Genomic DNA, 22,511 nt, shown 5'->3' with positions numbered 1-22,511 from the left:
TAATGGCGGAGGAAGAGGGATTCGAACCCCCGCGAGCCGTTAAGCCCCTGTCGGTTTTCAAGACCGATCCCTTCAGCCGGACTTGGGTATTCCTCCAATATATAAGTATGGACCTTGCAGGACTCGAACCTGCGACCCAACGGTTATGAGCCGTTTGCTCTGACCAACTGAGCTAAAGGTCCAAAATTTAAAATATGTATCATATTGAAAATTTTAATGGCGGCGGAGGGGATCGAACCCCCGACCTCACGGGTATGAACCGTACGCTCTAGCCAGCTGAGCTACGCCGCCATAATGGTATTATTTTTAAATGGTGGAGACTAGCGGGATCGAACCGCTGACCTCCTGCGTGCAAAGCAGGCGCTCTCCCATCTGAGCTAAGCCCCCATTTAATATTTAAATTTTTAAAGAGTCGGGAAGACAGGATTCGAACCTGCGACCCCTTGGTCCCAAACCAAGTGCTCTACCAAGCTGAGCTACTTCCCGTAACCAAAATGGTCATTACGCGCCCGAGAGGAGTCGAACCCCTAGCCTCTTGATCCGTAGTCAAACGCTCTATCCAATTGAGCTACGGGCGCATATTAATATGGTGCCGAGGACCGGAATCGAACCGGTACGGTAATCACTTACCGCAGGATTTTAAGTCCTGTGCGTCTGCCAGTTCCGCCACCCCGGCAAATAATGGAGCAGAAGACGGGATTCGAACCCGCGACCCCAACCTTGGCAAGGTTGTATTCTACCGCTGAACTACTTCTGCAAAATTAAATGCTTAAATCATAATAATAATAATGCGGGTGAAGGGAGTCGAACCCCCATGCCTTGCGGCGCTAGATCCTAAGTCTAGTGCGTCTGCCAATTCCGCCACACCCGCTTAAATGGTGAGCCATAGAGGATTCGAACCTCTGACCCTCTGATTAAAAGTCAGATGCTCTACCAACTGAGCTAATGGCTCTAAAACATGGTGCCGGCCAGAGGACTTGAACCCCCAACCTACTGATTACAAGTCAGTTGCTCTACCAGTTGAGCTAGGCCGGCTTTAAATGGTGGAGAATGACGGGTTCGAACCGCCGACCCTCTGCTTGTAAGGCAGATGCTCTCCCAGCTGAGCTAATTCTCCATTTAAAATTATGTAATATTATTACTTGCCCGGCAACGTCCTACTCTCGCGGAACGTAAGCCCAACTACCATCGGCGCTAAAGAGCTTAACTTCTGTGTTCGGCATGGGAACAGGTGTGACCTCTTTGCTATCGTCACCAGACAAATAGTAATAACTTATGATGAATGTATTGTACATTCAAAACTAGATAGTAAGTAGATTTTACGGCTAAAACCGATTTAAATTTGATTAAGTCTTCGATCGATTAGTATTCGTCAGCTACACACATTACTGCGCTTACACCCCGAACCTATTAACCTCATCATCTTTGAGGGATCTTATAACCGAAGTTGGGAAATCTCATCTTGAGGGGGGCTTCATGCTTAGATGCTTTCAGCACTTATCCCGTCCATACATAGCTACCCAGCTATGCCGCTGGCGCGACAACTGGTACACCAGAGGTATGTCCATCCCGGTCCTCTCGTACTAAGGACAGCTCCTCTCAAATTTCCTACGCCCACGACGGATAGGGACCGAACTGTCTCACGACGTTCTGAACCCAGCTCGCGTACCGCTTTAATGGGCGAACAGCCCAACCCTTGGGACCGACTACAGCCCCAGGATGCGATGAGCCGACATCGAGGTGCCAAACCTCCCCGTCGATGTGAACTCTTGGGGGAGATAAGCCTGTTATCCCCGGGGTAGCTTTTATCCGTTGAGCGATGGCCCTTCCATGCGGAACCACCGGATCACTAAGTCCGTCTTTCGACCCTGCTCGACTTGTAGGTCTCGCAGTCAAGCTCCCTTGTGCCTTTACACTCTGCGAATGATTTCCAACCATTCTGAGGGAACCTTTGAGCGCCTCCGTTACTCTTTAGGAGGCGACCGCCCCAGTCAAACTGCCCGCCTGACACTGTCTCCCACCATGATCAAATGGTGCGGGTTAGAAAGTCAACACAGCCAGGGTAGTATCCCACCAGCGCCTCCACGTAAGCTAGCGCTCACGTTTCAAAGGCTCCTACCTATCCTGTACAAGCTGTGCCAAATTTCAATATCAGGCTACAGTAAAGCTCCACGGGGTCTTTCCGTCCTGTCGCGGGTAACCTGCATCTTCACAGGTACTATGATTTCACCGAGTCTCTCGTTGAGACAGTGCCCAAATCGTTACGCCTTTCGTGCGGGTCGGAACTTACCCGACAAGGAATTTCGCTACCTTAGGACCGTTATAGTTACGGCCGCCGTTTACTGGGGCTTCGATTCGTAGCTTCGCAGAAGCTAACCACTCCTCTTAACCTTCCAGCACCGGGCAGGCGTCAGCCCCTATACATCACCTTACGGTTTAGCAGAGACCTGTGTTTTTGATAAACAGTCGCTTGGGCCTATTCACTGCGGCTCTTCAAGGCTTGCACCCTAAAAAGCACCCCTTCTCCCGAAGTTACGGGGTCATTTTGCCGAGTTCCTTAACGAGAGTTCGCTCGCTCACCTTAGAATTCTCATCTTGACTACCTGTGTCGGTTTGCGGTACGGGCACCTATTTTCTAACTAGAGGCTTTTCTTGGCAGTGTGAAATCAACGACTCGTCGGATACATAATCCAACTCCCCATCACAACTCAATCTTACGAGTGCCGGATTTGCCTAACACTCAGTCTTATTGCTTGGACGTGCACTCCAACAGCACGCTTCGCCTATCCTACTGCGTCCCCCCATCGTTCAAACAATCATAGGTGGTACAGGAATATCTACCTGTTATCCATCGCCTACGCCTATCGGCCTCGGCTTAGGTCCCGACTAACCCAGAGCGGACGAGCCTTCCTCTGGAAACCTTAGTCAATCGGTGGATGGGATTCTCACCCATCTTTCGCTACTCACACCGGCATTCTCACTTCTAAACATTCCACATGTCCTTACGATCATGCTTCGACACGTTTAGAACGCTCTCCTACCATTATCCTTACGGATAATCCACAGCTTCGGTAATATGTTTAGCCCCGGTACATTTTCGGCGCAGTGTCACTCGACTAGTGAGCTATTACGCACTCTTTAAATGATGGCTGCTTCTAAGCCAACATCCTAGTTGTCTGGGCAACGCCACATCCTTTTCCACTTAACATATATTTTGGGACCTTAGCTGGTGGTCTGGGCTGTTTCCCTTTCGACTACGGACCTTATCACCCATAGTCTGACTCCCAAGTTAAATTATTTGGCATTCGGAGTTTGTCTGAATTCGGTAACCCGAGAGGGGCCCCTCGTCCAAACAGTGCTCTACCTCCAATAATCATCACTTGAGGCTAGCCCTAAAGCTATTTCGGAGAGAACCAGCTATCTCCAAGTTCGATTGGAATTTCTCCGCTACCCACACCTCATCCGCTCACTTTTCAACGTAAGCCGGTTCGGTCCTCCATTCAGTGTTACCTGAACTTCAACCTGGACATGGGTAGATCACTTGGTTTCGGGTCTACGACCAGATACTCATTCGCCCTATTCAGACTCGCTTTCGCTACGGCTCCACATTTACTGCTTAACCTTGCATCAAATCGTAACTCGCCGGTTCATTCTACAAAAGGCACGCCATCACCCATTAACGGGCTCTGACTATTTGTAAGCACACGGTTTCAGGTTCTATTTCACTCCCCTTCCGGGGTGCTTTTCACCTTTCCCTCACGGTACTGGTTCACTATCGGTCACTAGAGAGTATTTAGCCTTGGGAGATGGTCCTCCCAGATTCCGACGGAATTTCACGTGTTCCGCCGTACTCAGGATCCACTCAGGAGAGAAATGACTTTCGACTACAGGACCTTTACCTTCTATGGTTGGCTTTTCCAAAACCATTCGTCTAATCATTTCCTTTGTAACTCCGTATAGAGTGTCCTACAACCCCAATAGGCAAGCCTATTGGTTTGGGCTCTTCCCGTTTCGCTCGCCGCTACTCAGGGAATCGAGTTTTCTTTCTCTTCCTCCGGGTACTAAGATGTTTCAGTTCTTCGGGTGTGCCTTCTCACATACTATGTATTCATATGCGGATAACATGACATAACTCATGCTGGGTTTCCCCATTCGGAAATCTCTGGATCAAAGCGTACTTACAGCTCCCCAAAGCATATCGTCGTTAGTAACGTCCTTCTTCGGCTTCTAGTGCCAAGGCATCCACCGTGCGCCCTTAATAACTTAATCGTGTAAAAGCTTGGTCAAACGAATGTATCAATAATGATACTTGTTCACCAGTTTTACGAGTTATTAATCTGTGATGTCGTCTATAAAGACGACGCGCGATTATTAAGCTTGTTGAATTTCGTTAAAAATTCACTCGGTTTTTTGCTTGGTAAAATCTATTTTACTTACTTATCTAGTTTTCAATGTACAATATAATATGGTGGAGACTAGCGGGATCGAACCGCTGACCTCCTGCGTGCAAAGCAGGCGCTCTCCCATCTGAGCTAAGCCCCCTAATTGGGAATTAAATTTTAATGGTGGGCCTAAATGGACTCGAACCATCGACCTCACGCTTATCAGGCGTGCGCTCTAACCAGCTGAGCTATAGGCCCATTCTTAAATTGAATGTTATAAACATTCAAAACTGAATACAATATGTCTTCGTTATTCCATGACCTAATGGTCATTCCGTAATATCCTTAGAAAGGAGGTGATCCAGCCGCACCTTCCGATACGGCTACCTTGTTACGACTTCACCCCAATCATTTGTCCCACCTTCGACGGCTAGCTCCTAAAAGGTTACTCCACCGGCTTCGGGTGTTACAAACTCTCGTGGTGTGACGGGCGGTGTGTACAAGACCCGGGAACGTATTCACCGTAGCATGCTGATCTACGATTACTAGCGATTCCAGCTTCATGTAGTCGAGTTGCAGACTACAATCCGAACTGAGAATAATTTTATGAGATTTGCTTGGCCTCGCGGATTAGCTGCCCTTTGTATTATCCATTGTAGCACGTGTGTAGCCCAAATCATAAGGGGCATGATGATTTGACGTCATCCCCACCTTCCTCCGGTTTGTCACCGGCAGTCAACCTAGAGTGCCCAACTTAATGATGGCAACTAAGCTTAAGGGTTGCGCTCGTTGCGGGACTTAACCCAACATCTCACGACACGAGCTGACGACAACCATGCACCACCTGTCACTTTGTCCCCCGAAGGGGAAAACTCTATCTCTAGAGCGGTCAAAGGATGTCAAGATTTGGTAAGGTTCTTCGCGTTGCTTCGAATTAAACCACATGCTCCACCGCTTGTGCGGGTCCCCGTCAATTCCTTTGAGTTTCAACCTTGCGGTCGTACTCCCCAGGCGGAGTGCTTAATGCGTTAGCTGCAGCACTAAGGGGCGGAAACCCCCTAACACTTAGCACTCATCGTTTACGGCGTGGACTACCAGGGTATCTAATCCTGTTTGATCCCCACGCTTTCGCACATCAGCGTCAGTTACAGACCAGAGAGCCGCCTTCGCCACTGGTGTTCCTCCATATCTCTGCGCATTTCACCGCTACACATGGAATTCCACTCTCCTCTTCTGCACTCAAGTTTCCCAGTTTCCAATGACCCTCCACGGTTGAGCCGTGGGCTTTCACATCAGACTTAAGAAACCGCCTACGCGCGCTTTACGCCCAATAATTCCGGATAACGCTTGCCACCTACGTATTACCGCGGCTGCTGGCACGTAGTTAGCCGTGGCTTTCTGGTTAGGTACCGTCAAGACTTGTTCAGTTACTAACAAATTTGTTCTTCCCTAACAACAGAGTTTTACGATCCGAAGACCTTCATCACTCACGCGGCGTTGCTCCGTCAGGCTTTCGCCCATTGCGGAAGATTCCCTACTGCTGCCTCCCGTAGGAGTCTGGACCGTGTCTCAGTTCCAGTGTGGCCGATCACCCTCTCAGGTCGGCTACGTATCGTCGCCTTGGTAAGCCGTTACCTTACCAACTAGCTAATACGGCGCGGGTCCATCTATAAGTGACAGCCGAAACCGTCTTTCACTATTGAACCATGCGGTTCAAAATATTATCCGGTATTAGCCCCGGTTTCCCGGAGTTATCCCAGTCTTATAGGTAGGTTACCCACGTGTTACTCACCCGTCCGCCGCTAACATCAGAAAAGCAAGCTTCTCATCTGTTCGCTCGACTTGCATGTATTAGGCACGCCGCCAGCGTTCATCCTGAGCCAGGATCAAACTCTCCATAAAAGAAGTAAGCTTGATAAGCTCATTTTGATTGGTTAAGCCAATTGCTCTGAAGTACTTTTAGTACTCAATTATTGGAATTAACGTTGACATATTGTCATTCAGTTTTCAATGTTCATTTTAATCGCTACAAGAAACAATTATACTAGTTATTAAATATCAAGTCAAGTATTATTTTTAGAAAATAATAATTTATTTTGTTCGGTTTGACTCAGCTTTTCAAGTGGTCGTTTCCGTTTCAATCAACTTGCATAATTTATATTACATTGTTATTTAGTTAATTTCAAGCGTTAAATTTACACTTTATTAACCTTTTTAACAATCGTTTTATTTTGCGATGTCTGTCTGTTTCGACGACTTTTATATAATATCAAGATATATACTATACGTCAACGATTTATTTAAACAAAATTGTGTATTATTTCGCTTTATTAGGGACTATATATTTTAATAGAAATTATGCTATACTTTATCAGTATTAATAAGTATGGAGGGAATAGATTTGAAGCTATTTCGCAAAAAACCTACTAGTAAAATAAATAGAATTAGATCTTTTGCATTAGGATTAATCTTCTTAGGTATGATTGTTATGTACATAGGTGTATTCTTCTTTTACTATTTTAAGAGCCAAATTGTATTTAGTATTTTCTTAGTTTTAGGAATGTTAGCTCTTGGTCTTTCATTTATAGTTTACTTTTGGATTGGCATGTTGAGTTCTCGGACTATACAAGTGCAATGTCCAAACTGTGACCATTATACAAAAATGTTAGGACGAGCAGATATTTGTGCTAATTGTAATCAACCTCTTACATTAGATAAGAATTTAGAGGGTAAAGCCTTTAATCAAGATTATAATAATAAGCGCAAATCTAAGAAACTAGAAGAGCAGCAAACTGAAGAACATAGTGAAGAAAAGAAAAAAAGCTAAAGGCATCCGCCTTTAGCTTTTTGTTTTATTTATTCTTGTTTTGACATTCTGGACAAACACCATATATTTCCATTCTGTGGTGCGTTACTGAAAAACTAGTGACATGTTGTGCCAATTGTTCTACTTCATCTAATCGTGGATAATGAAAATCAGATATCTTACCACATTGATCACAGATAATATGATAGTGATTATGTGTTTCAAAATCAAAACGACTTGAAGCGTCACCATACGTTAATTCTTTAACAAGCCCAGTTTCTTTAAAAACTTTTAAGTTATTATAAACTGTAGCAACACTCATATTTGGAAATTGTGGTGAAAGTGACTGATAAATTTCATCAGCAGTAGGATGACTATCTGTTTCGATTAAATATTGAAGTATCGATTGACGTTGTGGTGTAATTCTAACACCAGTACTTCTTAAAGTACCAATTGCATCGTCTAACATATGTTCAACATTCTCAATATTTTGTTGCATCCTTACACCCACCTTCTAATTTATAATGATTATTATTTATAATATATCCCTTTTAGTAGTATTTTGTCAAACAATTAATCAGTATCCCACTTCTGTGTTAACAATGTTTATTAACTGATCTAGTTCATCATTTTCAATATGTTTAAGGTTTTCAATTAGAATATCTGTACTTCTCTTTAAATTGTTAAGATCATTACCTGTAATATGAGCTGTGATAAACACATTATCTAAATCATATAGTCTAGAGTTTTCAGGTAATGGTTCCTCTTCAAATACATCTAAAGATGCATATCTAATTTCTTTACTATCCAATGTTTCATATAAGACACTTTCTGATACGACTGTACCTCTACCTACATTTATAAAATGTGTATCTTCATTCATTTGTTTAAAGTCTTCTTTTTGTAGTAAATGTATCGTATCTTCTGTTTCAGGTAATACATTCACAATAAAGTCAGCTTTATGATATACATGACGTCTTTCTTCTATAGAATAAACTTCATCAAATCCTGGCACTTCATGTCCGGTTGTATTAATACCAATAACCTTCATATTAAATGCTTTAGCTACTTCAGCAGTTCTTTGCGGAATCTTGCCTGTACCTAAAAATAAAATCGTCTTTTCATTTATTGAATCTGGTTTGAGCTTATGATTGAATTCACGTTTCTTTTGAGATTTATATGAAGTACTGAATAGTTTAATATCATTTAGGATATATGCAAAAATAAATTCAGCGATTTGAATGGCGTGAACCCCTCTTGCATTAGTCAACTTAATTCCTCTATCTTGTATGTAATCTAAAGGTAATTGATTCACCCCTGTTGCAAACCATGCGATCAGTTTAATGTTCTTACATTTATTTAAAAATGAAGGATTTACTTCTCCATGGTAACTAACTAGTACATCAACATCTTCTAAATCTTCATCACGTGCTTCATTCGGATGCTTATAAAATTTAAAATCTACATTAGGAAACGTTTCTTTTAATCTCTCTTCTTGTTCTTTTAGCCTCATTAAAGTAACGACTTTCATTTATATCATTCCTTTATAAAGTTTTTTAAGTCTTCAATTTGAGTTTTAACTTTTACTTTGTCAATTTTATGTATGACAGTACCTTCTTCATCTAAAACAAAAGTCGTTCTAACGATCCCCATTGATTCTTTACCAAATGATTTCTTTAATTGATATACGCCTACTTCTTCAGAAAGCTTATAGTCTTCATCTACTAGTAAATCAAAATTCAAATTATGTTTATTAGAGAAATTAGCATGTTTCTTTTCACTATCTCCACTAATACCATAAACTTTCGTATTTAATTCATTAAAATCTTCTAAGTTATCTCTAAAATCACATGCTTCTGTCGTACATGTCGGTGTGTTGTCTCTAGGATAAAAATAAACAACGACTTTAGACCCTTTTAAGTCCTCATTACTAATTAATTCACCATTTTGATTTTTTAACTTGAAATTCGGAAATTTTTCACCAATTTGTATCATATTTTACACTCCTTATAAACGATAGATGTTTAATTTTATGATACGATATAAATGAAAATAATTAAATTAAAAGAGGTTGATAATATGGAATTTACAAAAAGTGAGTACTTACAAACACTTTCTAATGAATATATTCTTGGTGGTGTCAATTCACCATCTCGTTCATATAAAGCTGTAGGTGGTGGCGCACCTGTAGTTATGCAAAAAGGTAAAGGTGCGTATTTTTACGATGTTGATGGTAATAAATATATTGACTATCTTCAAGCATATGGACCAATCATAGCTGGACACGCACATCCACATATAACAGAAGCCATTAAAGCTGCAGCTGAAGATGGTGTATTATTCGGTACACCTACTGAATATGAAATTACATTTGCTAAAAAACTACGTAACGCTATTCCATCGTTAGAAAAAATTAGATTTGTAAACTCTGGTACTGAAGCTGTTATGACAACTATTAGAGTTGCACGTGCATATACTAAGCGAGATAAAATCATTAAATTCGCTGGATGTTATCATGGACATTCTGACTTAGTACTTGTTGCTGCAGGAAGTGGTCCATCTCAACTTGGCACACCTGATTCTGCTGGAGTACCGAAAAGTGTAGCACAAGAAGTTATTACAGTTCCTTTTAATGATATAGATTCATTTAAAGAAGCTATGGAACATTGGGGCGATCAAGTTGCTGGTGTATTAGTGGAGCCAATCGTTGGAAACTTTGGTATGGTTGAACCTAAAGAAGGCTTTTTAGAAGCAGTAAATGAAGTAACACATCAATACGGTGGTTTAGTTATTTATGATGAAGTTATTACAGCTTTTAGATTCCATTACGGCGCTGCACAAGATTTATTAGGCGTTTATCCTGACTTAACTGCATTTGGTAAAGTTATTGGAGGCGGTTTACCAATCGGTGCATATGGCGGACGTCAAGAAATCATGGAACATGTTGCACCACTTGGTCCAGCATACCAAGCAGGTACAATGGCAGGTAACCCACTTTCTATGAGAGCTGGAATTGCATTATTGGAAATATTGGAACAACCTGGTGTATACGATAAATTAGATCAATTAGGTCAACAATTAGAAGACGGTTTATTGGATTTAATTAAAAAGCATAACGTTAAAGCAACAGTTAATAGAATCAAAGGTGCTTTAACACTTTACTTTACAGATGACAAAGTTGAAAACTATGTTCAAGCTGAAAATACTGACGGCGAACAGTTCGCAAAATTCTTTAAGTTAATGTTAAATCAAGGTATTAATTTAGCACCTTCTAAATATGAAGCATGGTTCTTAACGACTGAGCATACTGAAGAAGACATAAAACAAACATTAAATGCAGTTGATTACGCTTTCTCTCAATTATAAACTTGAAAAGTTAGCCAAAACGTTGTATAACCAATATATACTAGGCTTGTGATATTTGTTACAACCCTGTTTTAAAAATAAAAAGGAATGGTTCTATGAAATTTGGGGCAAGAATATTTAAAACTGGTATCGCGATTGTCCTAGCAATATTTATAGCTAATTTACTGCCAGGACCAGCAATGATAACAACAATAGCTGGTGTTGCTGCAATGGTCGCCATGCAACCAAGTGTCTATCGTTCGTTCAAAACAATTGTAGAACAATTTCAAGGTAATGTTATTGGTGCGATTACGGCTGTTACCATATTCTCTATCTTTGGGAACAATGTTGTATTTATCGGTTTAACAGCGATTATCATTATTTCAATACTTTACAAATTTAATCTACAACATGTTTCTAACTTAGCAGTTGTTACAGCTTTAATCATACTTGGACATCACGAAGGAGATTTCTATATCTCTGCATTCTATCGTTTTGTCTTAGTTATGATTGGTGTGTTAAGTGCTTTCCTTGTTAACTTTACGTTTCTACCACCGAAATTCGAAACTAAAATGTATTATAACTCACTTAATATTTCTACTGATATATTTAAATGGTTTAGATTAGTGTTAAATGGTACAACTGAATTTCACTACGTAAAACAAGATTTAGAAACAATCAGAACACGTATCGTAAAGCTTGAACAATTTTATTTATATTATAAAGAAGAAAGAGCCTACACTAAGAAACAAGCTTTTAGCCAAATGCGTAAGAAGATTCTTTTCAAAGAGATTATTGCATCAACACGAAGAGCATACGAAGTTTTAAGGAAAATGAATCGTTACGAAAACGATATTCATAATTTAAATGATGATCTCAAAGTACAAATGAAGTTTGAACTGGATGAACTGATGGCGCAGCATGAACAAATATTAGTAAGGATATCACAAAAAGCTAAACACGAAATTGATCAAGTTCCCGATTATTTAGTAGAACCTTATAAAGAAGATTTAATGGAAATATTTATTAAAGATATTATGGAAAATCCTGATCAAGAAGATTACTATATTGAGAATGTCATGCAAGTTATTTCAGCTATGTTAGATTATAAAGCGACTATTTTACATTTAGACAAATTATCTTCTAGTTATTTCAAATATCATCCAGAAGATAGCGACATTCAAATTGAAGATGAAGATTTTGATTTATAAAAATAGACCTGAACAGATAACTGTTCAGGTCTATTTTTAATTCTCTTTATATATGGATTTTTTATATTGATTTACATTCATGACATTTCCATTAGCACTTCTATATAATAAATGGTTTTCATTTATTTGATTAGGACTTTTCACACCTACTGCTGCTGCTAAATTAAATAATCCTTCATGTAAACTCACAATATAATTTGAAACTCTGTATTCTTTTTCTGATACAACTAAAGCAGATTCTTTTTTTGGATCTGTAGTAGCTACACCTACAGGGCAATTATTTGTATGACATTGTTGAGCCATAATACAACCTACATTAATCATTAAACTTCTTGCTACATTAACGAGATCTGCACCTAACGCTAAAGCAATAGCAATTTGATCAGGTGTAATAAGCTTTCCAGATGCAAATACTTTCACTTTATCTCTTATTTTAAATTTTTTAAGTTCAACATCTAATATTGGTAATGCAGAAAATAATGGCAAACCAACAGTATCGACAAGTTCTTGATATGTCGCACCTGTTCCACCTTCTCCACCATCGACTGTAATAAAATCAGGAATAATGTTTGATGATACCATTTCATGTATTAATTTCTTTAAATCACTTATGTTTCCGACAACTATTTTTATGCCAACTGGTTTATCAGATAGTTCTCTTAACTTCTGAACAAATTGTAATAACTCTTTATTATTATGAAGAAACTCAAATCTATTAGGTGAGTTAACTGTTTCAAAAGGCGTTACATTTCTAATTTCAGCAATTTCTTCTGTTACTTTTGCCCCTTCAATATGTCCGCCTCTCGTTTTGGCACCTTGCGCTAACTTTAATTCAAATGCCTTCACTTGTTTCATGTTAGCTTTTTCAATAAATTCTTTCTCATCGAAATTCCCTTCTTTATCTCGAACGCCAAATAAACCTGATCCTATTTGAAAGATGATATCACAATCTCCACTTAAATGATGATTGCTTAATCCTCCTTCTCCTGTATTCATCCATGAACCGCTTCTGCCCAATCCTTTTGACAATGCAGTAATCGCATTTTTACCTAGTGCACCATAACTCATACCTGATTGTCCAACCAATCTATTAACAATAAAGGGATGTTTTAAGTCACCACCTATAATAATTTGGTTGTCTGTTGTTAATTTATATGGATCAACATTTTTTTGTTTTTGTTCTTCTTTACGATCAAAAAGTCCTTCATTAGAAATTTCATAAATAAAAGTAGACATTTGTTCATCTTGGTTAATTTCTAATTCATCATGGTCTACTGGAAACATTGTATTTTGTAAATAAAATCCTGGCTCTTCAAATTTTCTCAACGATCCAAAACTTTCGATTCTATTTTTATATTTTCCTGGCATGACGATATTCAAATATTGCTTTCTTGAAAATGGTTTTCCAGCATTATCATTTAATATTAAATACTGTCTAAGTTCTGGTCCTATACTTTCTAAAAAGTATCTCACTCTACCAAGTACCGGGTAATTTCTTAAAACACTATGATGCTTTTGCCTTTTATCTATAACATATAAAGAAATACAAGCAATAATACCCCCAATAATGATGACAAAGAATAAAATATTCACAATCAATTGTAGTATGCTTAAAAAAGTCATAAAAATTCCCCCTCAGTCTATCTCTATTAAATTAATAATAGCATAGAATGAGGGGGCGTTGTAATTTTACCCGAACGATTGAATATTATATAAGTTGTAATAACTTCCTTGTGCTGCCATTAATTCTTTGTGTGAACCAACTTCTTCAATTTGTCCATTTTGAATAACAACTATTTTATCTGCATGTGTAATCGTTGATAATCTATGCGCAACTATTAAAGTCGTTCTTTCAGTACTTAATATTTCAAGCGCATCTTGGATGATTTTTTCACTTTCTAAATCAAGTGCACTCGTCGCTTCACCAAGTACTAATACAGGAGGGTTATTCAAGAATATTCTCGCAATAGAAACTCTTTGCTTTTGTCCACCTGATAATTTCACACCACGTTCGCCGACTTCTGTATCATAACCATTTGGTAATGACATAATAAAGTCATGTGCATTCGCTTTTTTACTTGCCTCTATAACTTCTTCGTCAGATGCATCTGGTTTACCTAATAAAATATTTTCTTTAATAGAATCAGAGAATAAAATATTATCTTGTTCAACCATACCAACTTGATTTCTTAGGCTTTCAGTTGTGAAATCTTTAACGTTATGATTATCAATACTAATGCAACCTTTTGTCACATCATAGAATCTAGGCAGTAAACTAATAAGTGTTGATTTACCGCCACCACTCATACCTACAAATGCGACCGTTTCACCTTTATTAATATCTAAGTTAATATGTTTAAGCACTTCATCTTCATAATCATTATATTTAAATGATACGTCATTAAACGTAATGTGCCCTTCTTTAATGACAATGTCTTGTGCGTCATCTTCATTTTTGACATCATATTTTTCATCAAACAAATGAAATACTCTGTCCATTGAAGCGATACTTTGCGTTAAAGTTGTAGATGATGAAACCAATCTTCTTAAAGGTCCGTATAACTGTTCAAGATATGCTACAAATGCTGCTAATGTCCCAACAGTTAAATTCCCTTGAATAACAAGAAAACCACCGATACCTACTACCAATAACGGACCAATATCTGTAACTGTATTAATAACTGCAAATGATTTGGCATTCCATTTCGTATGATCAGTTGCTTTAGTTAAGAAGTTTTGGTTGCTTTAGTTAAGAAGTTTTGGTTCCTTTTATCAAATCGTTTTTCTTCATTTTTTTCTATAGCAAAACTTTTTATAACAGACATCCCTGAAACACGTTCATGAAGAAATCCTTGAAGTTCTGCTAAACTTTGCGATCTTCTTCTCGTTAAACTTCGTAATTTTCCGAAGAAGTAATAAATACTAAATATAAATACTGGGAAAATCGCAATTGCCGTAAATGTTAATTTAATATCTAAAACAAACATAATACTTAATGCGATGACGATTGTCACTAAATCTAACCAAACCTTCATAAGTCCTGTAAGGATAAAGTCTTTAGTTTGTTCAACGTCATTAATCACTCTTGATATAACTTCCCCTGCTTTATTATTCGCATAAAATCTTGAACTTAATGCCTGTAAGTGAGTGTATAATTTTTTACGAATATCATACAGAATTTTATTAGATGTCCATTGTGCTAAATATTGTCTGAAATATTCTATAGGTGGTCTTAGTACAACAAATATGAATCCCATAATTAACATTGCATATGTTAATTTTTCTGTTTTTTCTCCAATTGATAGTGCGCCATTATTAATTACATCATCGATTACATATTTAATCAGTAATGGAAGTAATAACGGGATACCAAATTTTAAAATTCCAATGATAATCGTACCTACAATATGCCATTTGTATGGTTTTACGAATTGTAAATACCTTTTAATCATTATTGTTCCCCCAATCTTAGTCCAAACGAAACAGCCTAGCTTTAGCTAGGCTGTGATATTTTCATTCTCAAGAATTACGTCTATCAATTGAATGAAATCTTTCTTGCCAAACTTTAATAAAGTCTGGCGCAAATGGTCCTTTCTTGCGTTCAATCCATTGTTGTAGAATATCAACATTTCTTCTAAGTATTACATCAATGTCTTTAGGATAATTCATTTGTTTCATATGTTGTTTATACTCATCTTCATCCAACAAATGATACTTGCCGCTTGGATAAACTTTAATGTCTAAATCATAATCGATATATTTAATCGCTTCTTCATCACAAACAAATGGTGATGATAAATTACAATAATAATAAACACCGTCTTCGCGGAACATACAAATGACGTTAAACCAATATTCTGAATGGAAATAAACAATCGCTGGTTCCCTTGTTACCCAAGTTCTACCATCACTTTCTGTTACGAGTGTACGATTATTCCCACCGATAATAACATGACTCGTACCTTTAAGAATTGTTGTTTCAGACCACACACGATGTATATTACCATCATGCTTATAACTTTGTATTTTAATTACTTGGCCTTCTTTTGGTATGGATTCTTTGACCATGTTCCACACCACCTTTTAAATATTTACCAAGTTATTATATCATATTTAAATAAATAAGCTAAAATTATGTTTCTTATCATTATCCATTGAGTTGATTAAAAATCTTGCTCATAGATGTTGAAAATGATAACTGGTCTTTTTCTTCTTTTTTAATCCATTTATATGGGTAATCAAATGCGCTTTTTTGAGTATGCGCTCGGTACACATTCATATTCCATGTCATATGTGTAAAAACATGCTTAGTCGTAAATTCAGGCGTTTGATTAATATCAATGACTGCATCTAATGCTTCTTCAATGCTGTGTATACTTTCATCAGCCTCAAACATTGGAAACTCCCACATGCCATTTAATAATTTCGTATCTCTTTGGCGTACTAATATCTCTCCAGAACGATTCGTGATATATAATACGTTAAAATCAATTGTCTTTTTCTTTATTTTTTTCTTTTTAACCGGTAATTCATCCACTATACCATTAGCAAATGCATAACAATGTTTTTGAACAGGGCACATAATACACAAAGTCTTTTTAGGTGTACAAATGGTTGCTCCTAATTCCATCATTGCTTGATTAAAATCTCCTGAATGTTCTTCTACAAATGGCTGTAATTCATCTTCATATATTTTTTTAGTCTTCGGGGCACCTATATCACTGTCATTACCAGTCAATCTACTCCACACTCTTAACACATTACCATCAACTGCTGGTATCGGATGATTATGCACGATACTCATAACTGCTGCATTTGTATATGGTCCAACACCTTTTAACTTTTTAAAATCATCAGGGTTATCTGGTACTACTCCGTGATAACTACGGTGAACTTCTTTAACCGCTTCTTGAAAATTTCTAACCCTAGAATAATAACCTAAACCTTCCCAATATTTAAGTACATCTTCTTCGTTTACTTCACTCAAACTTTCTATAGTTGGGAAACGCTCAATAAATGCTTTGTAATATGGTCGAACCGTATTAACCTGTGTTTGTTGCAACATTACTTCACTTAACCAAATATAATATGGATTTGATGTTTCTCTCCATGGCATTTGTCGTTTATTTTTATGGAACCAATTAAGCAAATCGTCTTTAAATTGTTTCGTTTCTATCATTTATGACACTACTTTCTTGTGAATTGCTTCAGATTACTATGCATATGCTATATAATATATATCATATAGATTAAAGTAAAGTGGTGATTTTTATGGATACTGGTACACACGTTGTTATGGGTGTTGCGTTAACTGGTCTTGCGACATTAGATCCACATGTTACACCTACATTTGCTGCAGTGGCAACTGGTATAATGGTTGGATCACAAATACCTGATATTGATACAGTATTAAAATTAAAAAATAATGCGATATATGTAAAAAACCATAGAGGTATAACACATTCTATACCTTTTACATTATTATGGCCTTTAATATTAACGTTTCTAATATTCGTTATCTTTCCAGGAGTTGATGTCTTGCATATTTGGTTATGGACGCAATTTGCCGTATTCTTTCATGTTTTTGTAGATATTTTTAATTCATATGGTACACAGGCGCTTAGACCGATATCTAATAAATGGATTCAATTAAGTATCATTAATACGTTCGACCCCATTATTTTTGTAGCACACTTAGTTGCCATACTGTTCTGGACACTCGGTGTTAATGCTGGCATTGCCTTTGGTACATTATACTTCTTGTTAATATTCTATTATATTGTTCGATTCATATTACAAAAAGCGATAAAAGACCAAGCTTTAAAACAAATACAACAAGAAGATAATCCCGTTAAAATATTTGTTGCACCCACAATACGATTTATGGAATGGCGAATTGCCATTCAAACTGAAACACATGATTATGTTGGGCGCAGTTATGGTCGTAACGTAGCATTTAATGATGTATTCAAAAGACAAGCATTCCCGAATGACCATATAATGGCTTATGCTAAATATGATGAGAATTTAAGATCTTTCTTAAGTTTCAGTTCTATTTATCGATGGGAAGTTACAAGAATAGATAAAAAAACAACAGAACTAAGATTTATTGATTTAAGATATTTGAAGAATGGTCATTACCCATTTGTAGCTATACTACATTTAGATGATGATATGAAAGTGACAAACTCATATATCGGCTGGGTATTTACTGAAGAGAAATTAATGAAAAAACTTGAAGCATAACAAAACAAATAAGGCTGAGACGATTAAATCGTCTCAGCCTTATTTGTTTATTTAAAGTATTCAGTTTTATAAGCTTTATTAATATTAATCCAAGCTAAATAGATAAATGCTACTTCAAAATAGAACAGAATATGATATGGCAAATTCGTAACGGATGCGTTACCTAACACCATTGATTGTTGGAACCCATTAATAATATAGAATAATGGATTGAGTTTTAGGACATTGACCCAAACTGCATACATATTATTAGGTACGTACAATATCGGTACGACAAATAATAATACAATCAATAATCCGAAAACAATAAACCGAGCTGAATAGACATATTTACCAAACACGCCAATAATCGATGCTACTGGTACAAGTAATATGTATGCCATCACTAAATAATAGAAAAATCCTAAATGGTTAATTTCGATTAAATTTGATGTCGAAAATGTTGAAACAATCCCAGTAAGCGTTACAACAATCAAGAATATGATCATCGTTAAAAATACTTGTGAAGAAGCACCAACATAGTACGGTACTGATAATCTATTATAAAGTGCCCCTTGTTTTCTGACTGTCTTTTCAGAATTAAAAAGTGATAAAAAGACCCACATGTAAGCGAAAAAGCCAATCAACTTATAATAAGACGTTGATTGTTGTACATCTATCGCATCAGTAAACCATAACTTTAAATATGTGAAAATCAATAATACTAACATGATAGCAAAAGCAGAAACATAATATTTATAATGAGTTTTAACTTCATAGAAGCAATATTTAAGCATATGTGGAAAATGTTTAATATGTTGTTCAAATAATTCGTTCATATTGACCTCCTATAATTGTATAAAAATCCATTTGTTTTCTGCTAAGTCTGTTATCATAAAACCGTCTCTTGATTTAACAACCCAATTGTCACTTGTAATATTATATTTCTTAACTAATTTAGCTTTGTTTTTCATATCAAATGTAAAACCAGTTAGTTGATTATCACTGTCGAAAACCATATGTACTTTTTGGCCTTCCATTTGTTCATTAAATCGGTTTGCTTTATCAGCTGTGATCGTTTCGGAAACTTTCTTATGTGATTTATGCATAAAACTGTTATAAAAATCAATATAATTTAAATAACTATCATCAACATAATCTTCTAAATCTGACCAATCAACGTCTTCATATAGTCCTGCCGGATTGAAAAAGTACAAGTTATTCTTCTTAGAGATATAAGTCTTGTCATCTACTTCAAGTCTATAATTAGATTGATTTTCACCTGTTACATCTACAAAACTATATTGAGGTAATTTCAACTTTGAGCTTTTGGACGAAGGTGTGAGTTCTGTATCATGTTTCAGCGATAGGACATAAGCTGACTTATCTATGTATTTAGGTTCACTATTTGTTGTGATGACCTGTTTTGATGTAACTTCTTTTTCTGTAGGAGAACTCCCGACACCTATAAACATAAATAGCGCTGCTAATGTAGCACCAAAGATAAACGTAAAGCCATAAAATATCATTTTCTCAACAGATTTCGGCACTCTACCGTATTGATATTTACGCATTCTTTTATAACCTTCGCCATGCGCTATAGGAAGTTCTTGTTGAGCCATCCTCCATTTAAGATCGTAAAGTTCTTTTTGGTCTTTATCTTGAATTTGATTATATTTCTTATGGTATTCTCGGTAGTGACTTAGCACTTCTTTAACGGTGCCTTCTTTTCTAACTTGTCCATAAGTTAACCAGATAAGATAGTTACTCATCTTCTCAATTGAGTGTATATGGTCATCAATTACGACAGCTGCACGATCATATTCTTTTTGTTCATTTAAAAATTCATGGAACTTCTTTTGAAATGATTCGTCTAAGTATTGAATGATGTTAGTAAAAATTGCAACAGTCGGTCTCATATATTTAGCTATACTAACTAACAACTGAGCATATTCCGCTTCATTAATATCTTGGCACGTCTTTGAAGCTTTATCCGATAATTTAGCAAAGCTTAATATTTGTCTTTGAATCGTCGTAATGTCTCTAATTTCTACACCGGATAAACTCAAAGTACGAATAATCATTTCATTTAATGTTTGATGATCATCAGCTTTATGTCTAACATCCGCTAAAAATGTTTGGGCATGGTTTGTTACTTTACCTAAATTAGGTGCAACTTCTTTAATCATTAATTTACTGATCATTTCTTTACCAGACTGATCATCGCCGATAATGCCTAGCACTTCGCCTCTATAAAGATGCACGGTAACATTTTTAAGTACAATGTCTTTATTAAGGTGCTTTAACTTAAATAATGATTTAAATTTATTCTGTTCTTTACTTATATAATAATATTTAGTTGCGTTAACAACTCTTAGTAATATTTGCTGTGTCATTCTGCACCACCATTATAGTTGTAGAAGACTTACAGGAATGCCTTCTTCAATTTTTGATCCTTTTAATCTAAATCCCCAAGCAAATACACCATTAATGCGTTCTACTTTAAAGTAACTAGGTGTGTCACCTATTAAGCCATATACTTTACCTACTTCTATTTTTGAAGTGTCGACAAGGTAACTTTCTGCTATGAGCGCTTTTCTCTTATATACTTCATATTCATTTAGTATACCCCTCATTTCTGATTTTCTCATCTTTTCGCGATATTCAGCAATTGCGTTTTTAAGTTCATATTCTGTCATTTCAACAAATTTTTTATCATTATTCATCTACAATACCACTTTCTACTAATTTGTCATTAATCATTTCAAATGTATACCCTTTTCTTACGAGTGCTTGAATAACATGTGACTTAAGTTCATATCCATTATATTTCTTTTGATATTTATTATATACCTTTTCCAAATCTTTCATCAAAATATTTTCAACATCATCAGATGTCGGTTCAATATTCAAATCTGTTAGATGTTCATTGATTAATGAAAAAGCATAGCCTCTTTGTTGAAGTGTTTGGACAATCGTTTGCTTTAAACGGTTAGGAGGTTCTTTCTTTTTTTGCATAATCTTTTTGGCGATATTCGGAATGCGATCTTCCGCCATTTCCATTTCAAACTTTTCTTTGAATTCGTATACTAAATCTTGTTCTATACCTTTTTCTTTAGCAACTCTTTCAAAATGATCAGGACCTTTATCCGTTGTTTTTAAAATGGTGTTTTTTAAACTTTCAATATAATCTTTATGGTCTATGTATTTATTAGATTGACAATATTCTATCACTCTATCAATTAAGCCACTGCCATATTCTTTGTCTGTTAAATATTTTTCTACTTCATATTTCGTACGCTTTTTATGTGATAAATAGACAATCGCTTGATTAAGTGCCTGTCTATATTGATCGTAGTCCTTAATTTCTTGTAACTTACTTTTTGTAATTTCTAAATCTTTTCTTAAATTAAAGTAGATGTATGTTGCTTGATCAATACCCATTTCAAATTCATTATTAATAAATAAATTTAAACGTTCTTTGTTTTTCTTTTGTACTTCAAGTTTAGTTATTTTAAGCATTTTACATCCCTCCACACATATATATAGGATACAATAAAACACACTGAGTTTAAAAGTTTAATCTCTTAACTCAGTGTGTTTATTATTGATTTAATTCATTTATAGCTTCAGTATACTCTGATTCAGTAATATAATTCTGTTGTTTCATTTTTTCAAGTGTTGTTTTGATACGTGTCATATAACTATCACTAATATTATTAATATCGAAATTGGATGGTGCATTTACGACACTAGCTAAAATTGCACTTTGTAATACAGTTACTTGAGGAAGGTTTGGATTATTTTTATCGACTGTCGCACCGAAGTAGTAATTTGCCGCTTCTTCAATCGTATAATTATTTTGACCGAAATAGATATTATTGACATAATAACTCAAAATATCATTCTTACTATACTTATCTTCAACACGTTTCGCCACAAACATCTCTTTCACTTTTCTTGTCAGTTGCGTTTCATTCGTATAGAAATAGTTTTTAACGACTTGTTGTGTAATCGTACTACCACCTTGCGTAAGTTCTCCATTTTTCAAACTTACAGCAAGCGCACGTGATACACCTCTTAAGTCAATTCCATCATGATCATAAAATCGTTTATCTTCAACTGCTACAAAAGCATTTTTAGTATAATCAGGCATATCTTCAACTTGAACATAAGATTGTTTATCTTCAATTTTAACTAAATCATCAACATCAGATGTTCTTGACCACATATACATAACTGCTAAATAAAAAACAATCGCAAGTATAATAAGTATTGTTACAAGACCAAATAGCTTTGAAATTCTTTTCCTCTTTCTCGGCTGTACAGGTTCTTGATAATAATGTTGATATCTTCTATATTGAACTTCTTCTGAATTAGGTTGTGGTATTTCATTCTTCTTATTCTTAAATAGCCCCATCTGTATTCTCCCTTATTCATATTTCTTACATCATTATAGCTTGTAATCATGAATTTAAACACTTCTTTTTACTGAAAAACAACAAAATCAGTCCTGAGTCTTATTTATAAGTATAACTTTTA

15 protein-coding genes, 14 tRNA genes, 3 rRNA genes and 1 pseudogene are annotated in these 22,511 nt (G+C 36.2%); 4 read left to right on the top strand and 29 right to left on the bottom strand.

The features are described from left to right. Nucleotides 1–3 precede the first annotated feature (3 nt). The 17 genes from MUA60_RS05870 to MUA60_RS05790 all read right to left on the bottom strand — a co-directional run bounded on the left by MUA60_RS05870 (nucleotide 4) and on the right by MUA60_RS05790 (nucleotide 6,284). Nucleotides 4–96, bottom strand: a tRNA-Ser gene (locus tag MUA60_RS05870). A gap of 12 nt (nucleotides 97–108) precedes the next feature. Beyond that, nucleotides 109–182 (bottom strand) — tRNA-Ile (locus tag MUA60_RS05865). 35 nt (nucleotides 183–217) lie between these two features. Beyond that, nucleotides 218–291 (bottom strand) — tRNA-Met (locus MUA60_RS05860). Nucleotides 292–311: 20 nt separating this feature from the next. Next, nucleotides 312–387, bottom strand: a tRNA-Ala gene (locus tag MUA60_RS05855). A 25-nt stretch (nucleotides 388–412) separates the two neighbouring features. Further along, nucleotides 413–486 (bottom strand) — tRNA-Pro (locus MUA60_RS05850). An 18-nt stretch (nucleotides 487–504) separates the two neighbouring features. After that, a tRNA-Arg gene (locus MUA60_RS05845) sits at nucleotides 505–578 on the bottom strand. 9 nt (nucleotides 579–587) lie between these two features. Next, a tRNA-Leu gene (locus tag MUA60_RS05840) sits at nucleotides 588–676 on the bottom strand. 6 nt (nucleotides 677–682) lie between these two features. Further along, nucleotides 683–757 (bottom strand) — tRNA-Gly (locus MUA60_RS05835). A 32-nt stretch (nucleotides 758–789) separates the two neighbouring features. Further along, nucleotides 790–871, bottom strand: a tRNA-Leu gene (locus MUA60_RS05830). Between the two features lie 5 nt (nucleotides 872–876). Then, nucleotides 877–952, bottom strand: a tRNA-Lys gene (locus MUA60_RS05825). Between the two features lie 7 nt (nucleotides 953–959). Further along, nucleotides 960–1,035: transfer RNA gene (locus tag MUA60_RS05820), tRNA-Thr, on the bottom strand. A 6-nt stretch (nucleotides 1,036–1,041) separates the two neighbouring features. After that, a tRNA-Val gene (locus tag MUA60_RS05815) sits at nucleotides 1,042–1,117 on the bottom strand. Nucleotides 1,118–1,144: 27 nt separating this feature from the next. Then, nucleotides 1,145–1,259 (bottom strand): 5S ribosomal RNA (rrf, locus tag MUA60_RS05810). An 83-nt stretch (nucleotides 1,260–1,342) separates the two neighbouring features. After that, nucleotides 1,343–4,269, bottom strand: a 23S ribosomal RNA gene (locus tag MUA60_RS05805). A 197-nt stretch (nucleotides 4,270–4,466) separates the two neighbouring features. Then, nucleotides 4,467–4,542 (bottom strand) — tRNA-Ala (locus tag MUA60_RS05800). A gap of 21 nt (nucleotides 4,543–4,563) precedes the next feature. Continuing rightward, a tRNA-Ile gene (locus MUA60_RS05795) sits at nucleotides 4,564–4,640 on the bottom strand. Between the two features lie 91 nt (nucleotides 4,641–4,731). Continuing rightward, nucleotides 4,732–6,284, bottom strand: a 16S ribosomal RNA gene (locus tag MUA60_RS05790). The 16S, 23S and 5S rRNA genes sit together here with 14 tRNA genes alongside, the layout of an rRNA operon. Nucleotides 6,285–6,768: 484 nt before the next feature. On the opposite strand from MUA60_RS05790, the gene MUA60_RS05785 reads away from it, so the two are divergent. Continuing rightward, nucleotides 6,769–7,209, top strand: a complete 441-nt coding sequence (locus MUA60_RS05785) for a YgzB family protein (protein ID WP_316964783.1) — start codon at nucleotides 6,769–6,771, stop codon at nucleotides 7,207–7,209. Between the two features lie 25 nt (nucleotides 7,210–7,234). On the opposite strand, the gene perR is transcribed toward MUA60_RS05785, so the two are convergent. The 3 genes from perR to bcp all read right to left on the bottom strand — a co-directional run bounded on the left by perR (nucleotide 7,235) and on the right by bcp (nucleotide 9,183). Then, complete coding sequence (gene perR, locus MUA60_RS05780) at nucleotides 7,235–7,687, bottom strand: peroxide-responsive transcriptional repressor PerR (protein ID WP_025907200.1); 453 nt, start codon at nucleotides 7,685–7,687, stop codon at nucleotides 7,235–7,237. Between the two features lie 78 nt (nucleotides 7,688–7,765). After that, nucleotides 7,766–8,719, bottom strand: coding sequence for a phosphoglycerate dehydrogenase (locus MUA60_RS05775; RefSeq protein WP_262650217.1), 954 nt, complete (start codon nucleotides 8,717–8,719; stop codon nucleotides 7,766–7,768). A 5-nt stretch (nucleotides 8,720–8,724) separates the two neighbouring features. Continuing rightward, the gene (gene bcp, locus MUA60_RS05770; RefSeq protein ID WP_119495485.1) at nucleotides 8,725–9,183 is read right to left on the bottom strand and encodes a thioredoxin-dependent thiol peroxidase; all 459 of its coding nucleotides are present in this window, start codon (nucleotides 9,181–9,183) and stop codon (nucleotides 8,725–8,727) included. 84 nt (nucleotides 9,184–9,267) lie between these two features. On the opposite strand from bcp, the gene MUA60_RS05765 reads away from it, so the two are divergent. After that, a complete protein-coding gene (locus MUA60_RS05765; RefSeq protein WP_262650216.1) occupies nucleotides 9,268–10,554 on the top strand; it encodes a glutamate-1-semialdehyde 2,1-aminomutase in 1,287 nt (428 codons plus the stop codon). Between the two features lie 95 nt (nucleotides 10,555–10,649). Then, entirely contained in the window at nucleotides 10,650–11,744 is a 1,095-nt protein-coding gene (locus MUA60_RS05760; RefSeq protein WP_262650215.1) for an FUSC family protein, read from the top strand. Between the two features lie 36 nt (nucleotides 11,745–11,780). Here the strand turns inward: MUA60_RS05760 and MUA60_RS05755 are convergent, their stop codons facing one another. The 4 genes and pseudogenes from MUA60_RS05755 to mutY form a co-directional block, all read right to left on the bottom strand. Beyond that, nucleotides 11,781–13,367, bottom strand: coding sequence for an FMN-binding glutamate synthase family protein (locus MUA60_RS05755; RefSeq protein WP_262650214.1), 1,587 nt, complete (start codon nucleotides 13,365–13,367; stop codon nucleotides 11,781–11,783). Between the two features lie 66 nt (nucleotides 13,368–13,433). Further along, nucleotides 13,434–15,196 (bottom strand): annotated as a pseudogene (locus MUA60_RS05750) (ABC transporter ATP-binding protein). A gap of 67 nt (nucleotides 15,197–15,263) precedes the next feature. Then, a complete protein-coding gene (gene ntdP / locus MUA60_RS05745) occupies nucleotides 15,264–15,812 on the bottom strand; it encodes a nucleoside tri-diphosphate phosphatase (RefSeq protein WP_025907189.1) in 549 nt (182 codons plus the stop codon). Between the two features lie 79 nt (nucleotides 15,813–15,891). Further along, nucleotides 15,892–16,923 carry an A/G-specific adenine glycosylase gene (mutY, locus tag MUA60_RS05740; RefSeq protein ID WP_262650213.1) on the bottom strand — a complete coding sequence of 344 codons (1,032 nt, stop codon included), beginning with the start codon at nucleotides 16,921–16,923 and terminating at the stop codon, nucleotides 15,892–15,894. A gap of 92 nt (nucleotides 16,924–17,015) precedes the next feature. Here mutY and MUA60_RS05735 point away from each other — a divergent pair, with 92 nt between their 5' ends. Next, a complete protein-coding gene (locus tag MUA60_RS05735; RefSeq protein ID WP_025907185.1) occupies nucleotides 17,016–17,990 on the top strand; it encodes a metal-dependent hydrolase in 975 nt (324 codons plus the stop codon). Between the two features lie 47 nt (nucleotides 17,991–18,037). Here the strand turns inward: MUA60_RS05735 and MUA60_RS05730 are convergent, their stop codons facing one another. The 5 genes from MUA60_RS05730 to sgtB all read right to left on the bottom strand — a co-directional run bounded on the left by MUA60_RS05730 (nucleotide 18,038) and on the right by sgtB (nucleotide 22,389). Then, nucleotides 18,038–18,808 carry an ABC transporter permease gene (locus MUA60_RS05730; RefSeq protein ID WP_262650211.1) on the bottom strand — a complete coding sequence of 257 codons (771 nt, stop codon included), beginning with the start codon at nucleotides 18,806–18,808 and terminating at the stop codon, nucleotides 18,038–18,040. A 9-nt stretch (nucleotides 18,809–18,817) separates the two neighbouring features. After that, nucleotides 18,818–20,365: an ABC transporter ATP-binding protein gene (locus MUA60_RS05725; RefSeq protein ID WP_262650209.1), complete on the bottom strand. Its 1,548-nt coding sequence runs from the start codon at nucleotides 20,363–20,365 to the stop codon at nucleotides 18,818–18,820. 12 nt (nucleotides 20,366–20,377) lie between these two features. Then, nucleotides 20,378–20,695 carry a YfhH family protein gene (locus MUA60_RS05720; RefSeq protein WP_262650208.1) on the bottom strand — a complete coding sequence of 106 codons (318 nt, stop codon included), beginning with the start codon at nucleotides 20,693–20,695 and terminating at the stop codon, nucleotides 20,378–20,380. Continuing rightward, nucleotides 20,688–21,491 carry a recombination regulator RecX gene (recX, locus tag MUA60_RS05715; RefSeq protein ID WP_262650206.1) on the bottom strand — a complete coding sequence of 268 codons (804 nt, stop codon included), beginning with the start codon at nucleotides 21,489–21,491 and terminating at the stop codon, nucleotides 20,688–20,690. Before recX ends, MUA60_RS05720 begins: the two co-directional genes overlap by 8 nt. Nucleotides 21,492–21,573: 82 nt before the next feature. Further along, nucleotides 21,574–22,389, bottom strand: coding sequence for a monofunctional peptidoglycan glycosyltransferase SgtB (sgtB, locus tag MUA60_RS05710; protein ID WP_025905627.1), 816 nt, complete (start codon nucleotides 22,387–22,389; stop codon nucleotides 21,574–21,576). Nucleotides 22,390–22,511: the final 122 nt, after the last annotated feature.

It is taken from the genome of Mammaliicoccus sciuri (genome assembly GCF_025561425.1).
GTDB classification, from domain to species: Bacteria; Bacillota; Bacilli; order Staphylococcales; family Staphylococcaceae; genus Mammaliicoccus; species Mammaliicoccus sciuri_A.
This window is presented reverse-complemented; position numbering and strand designations above follow the sequence as displayed.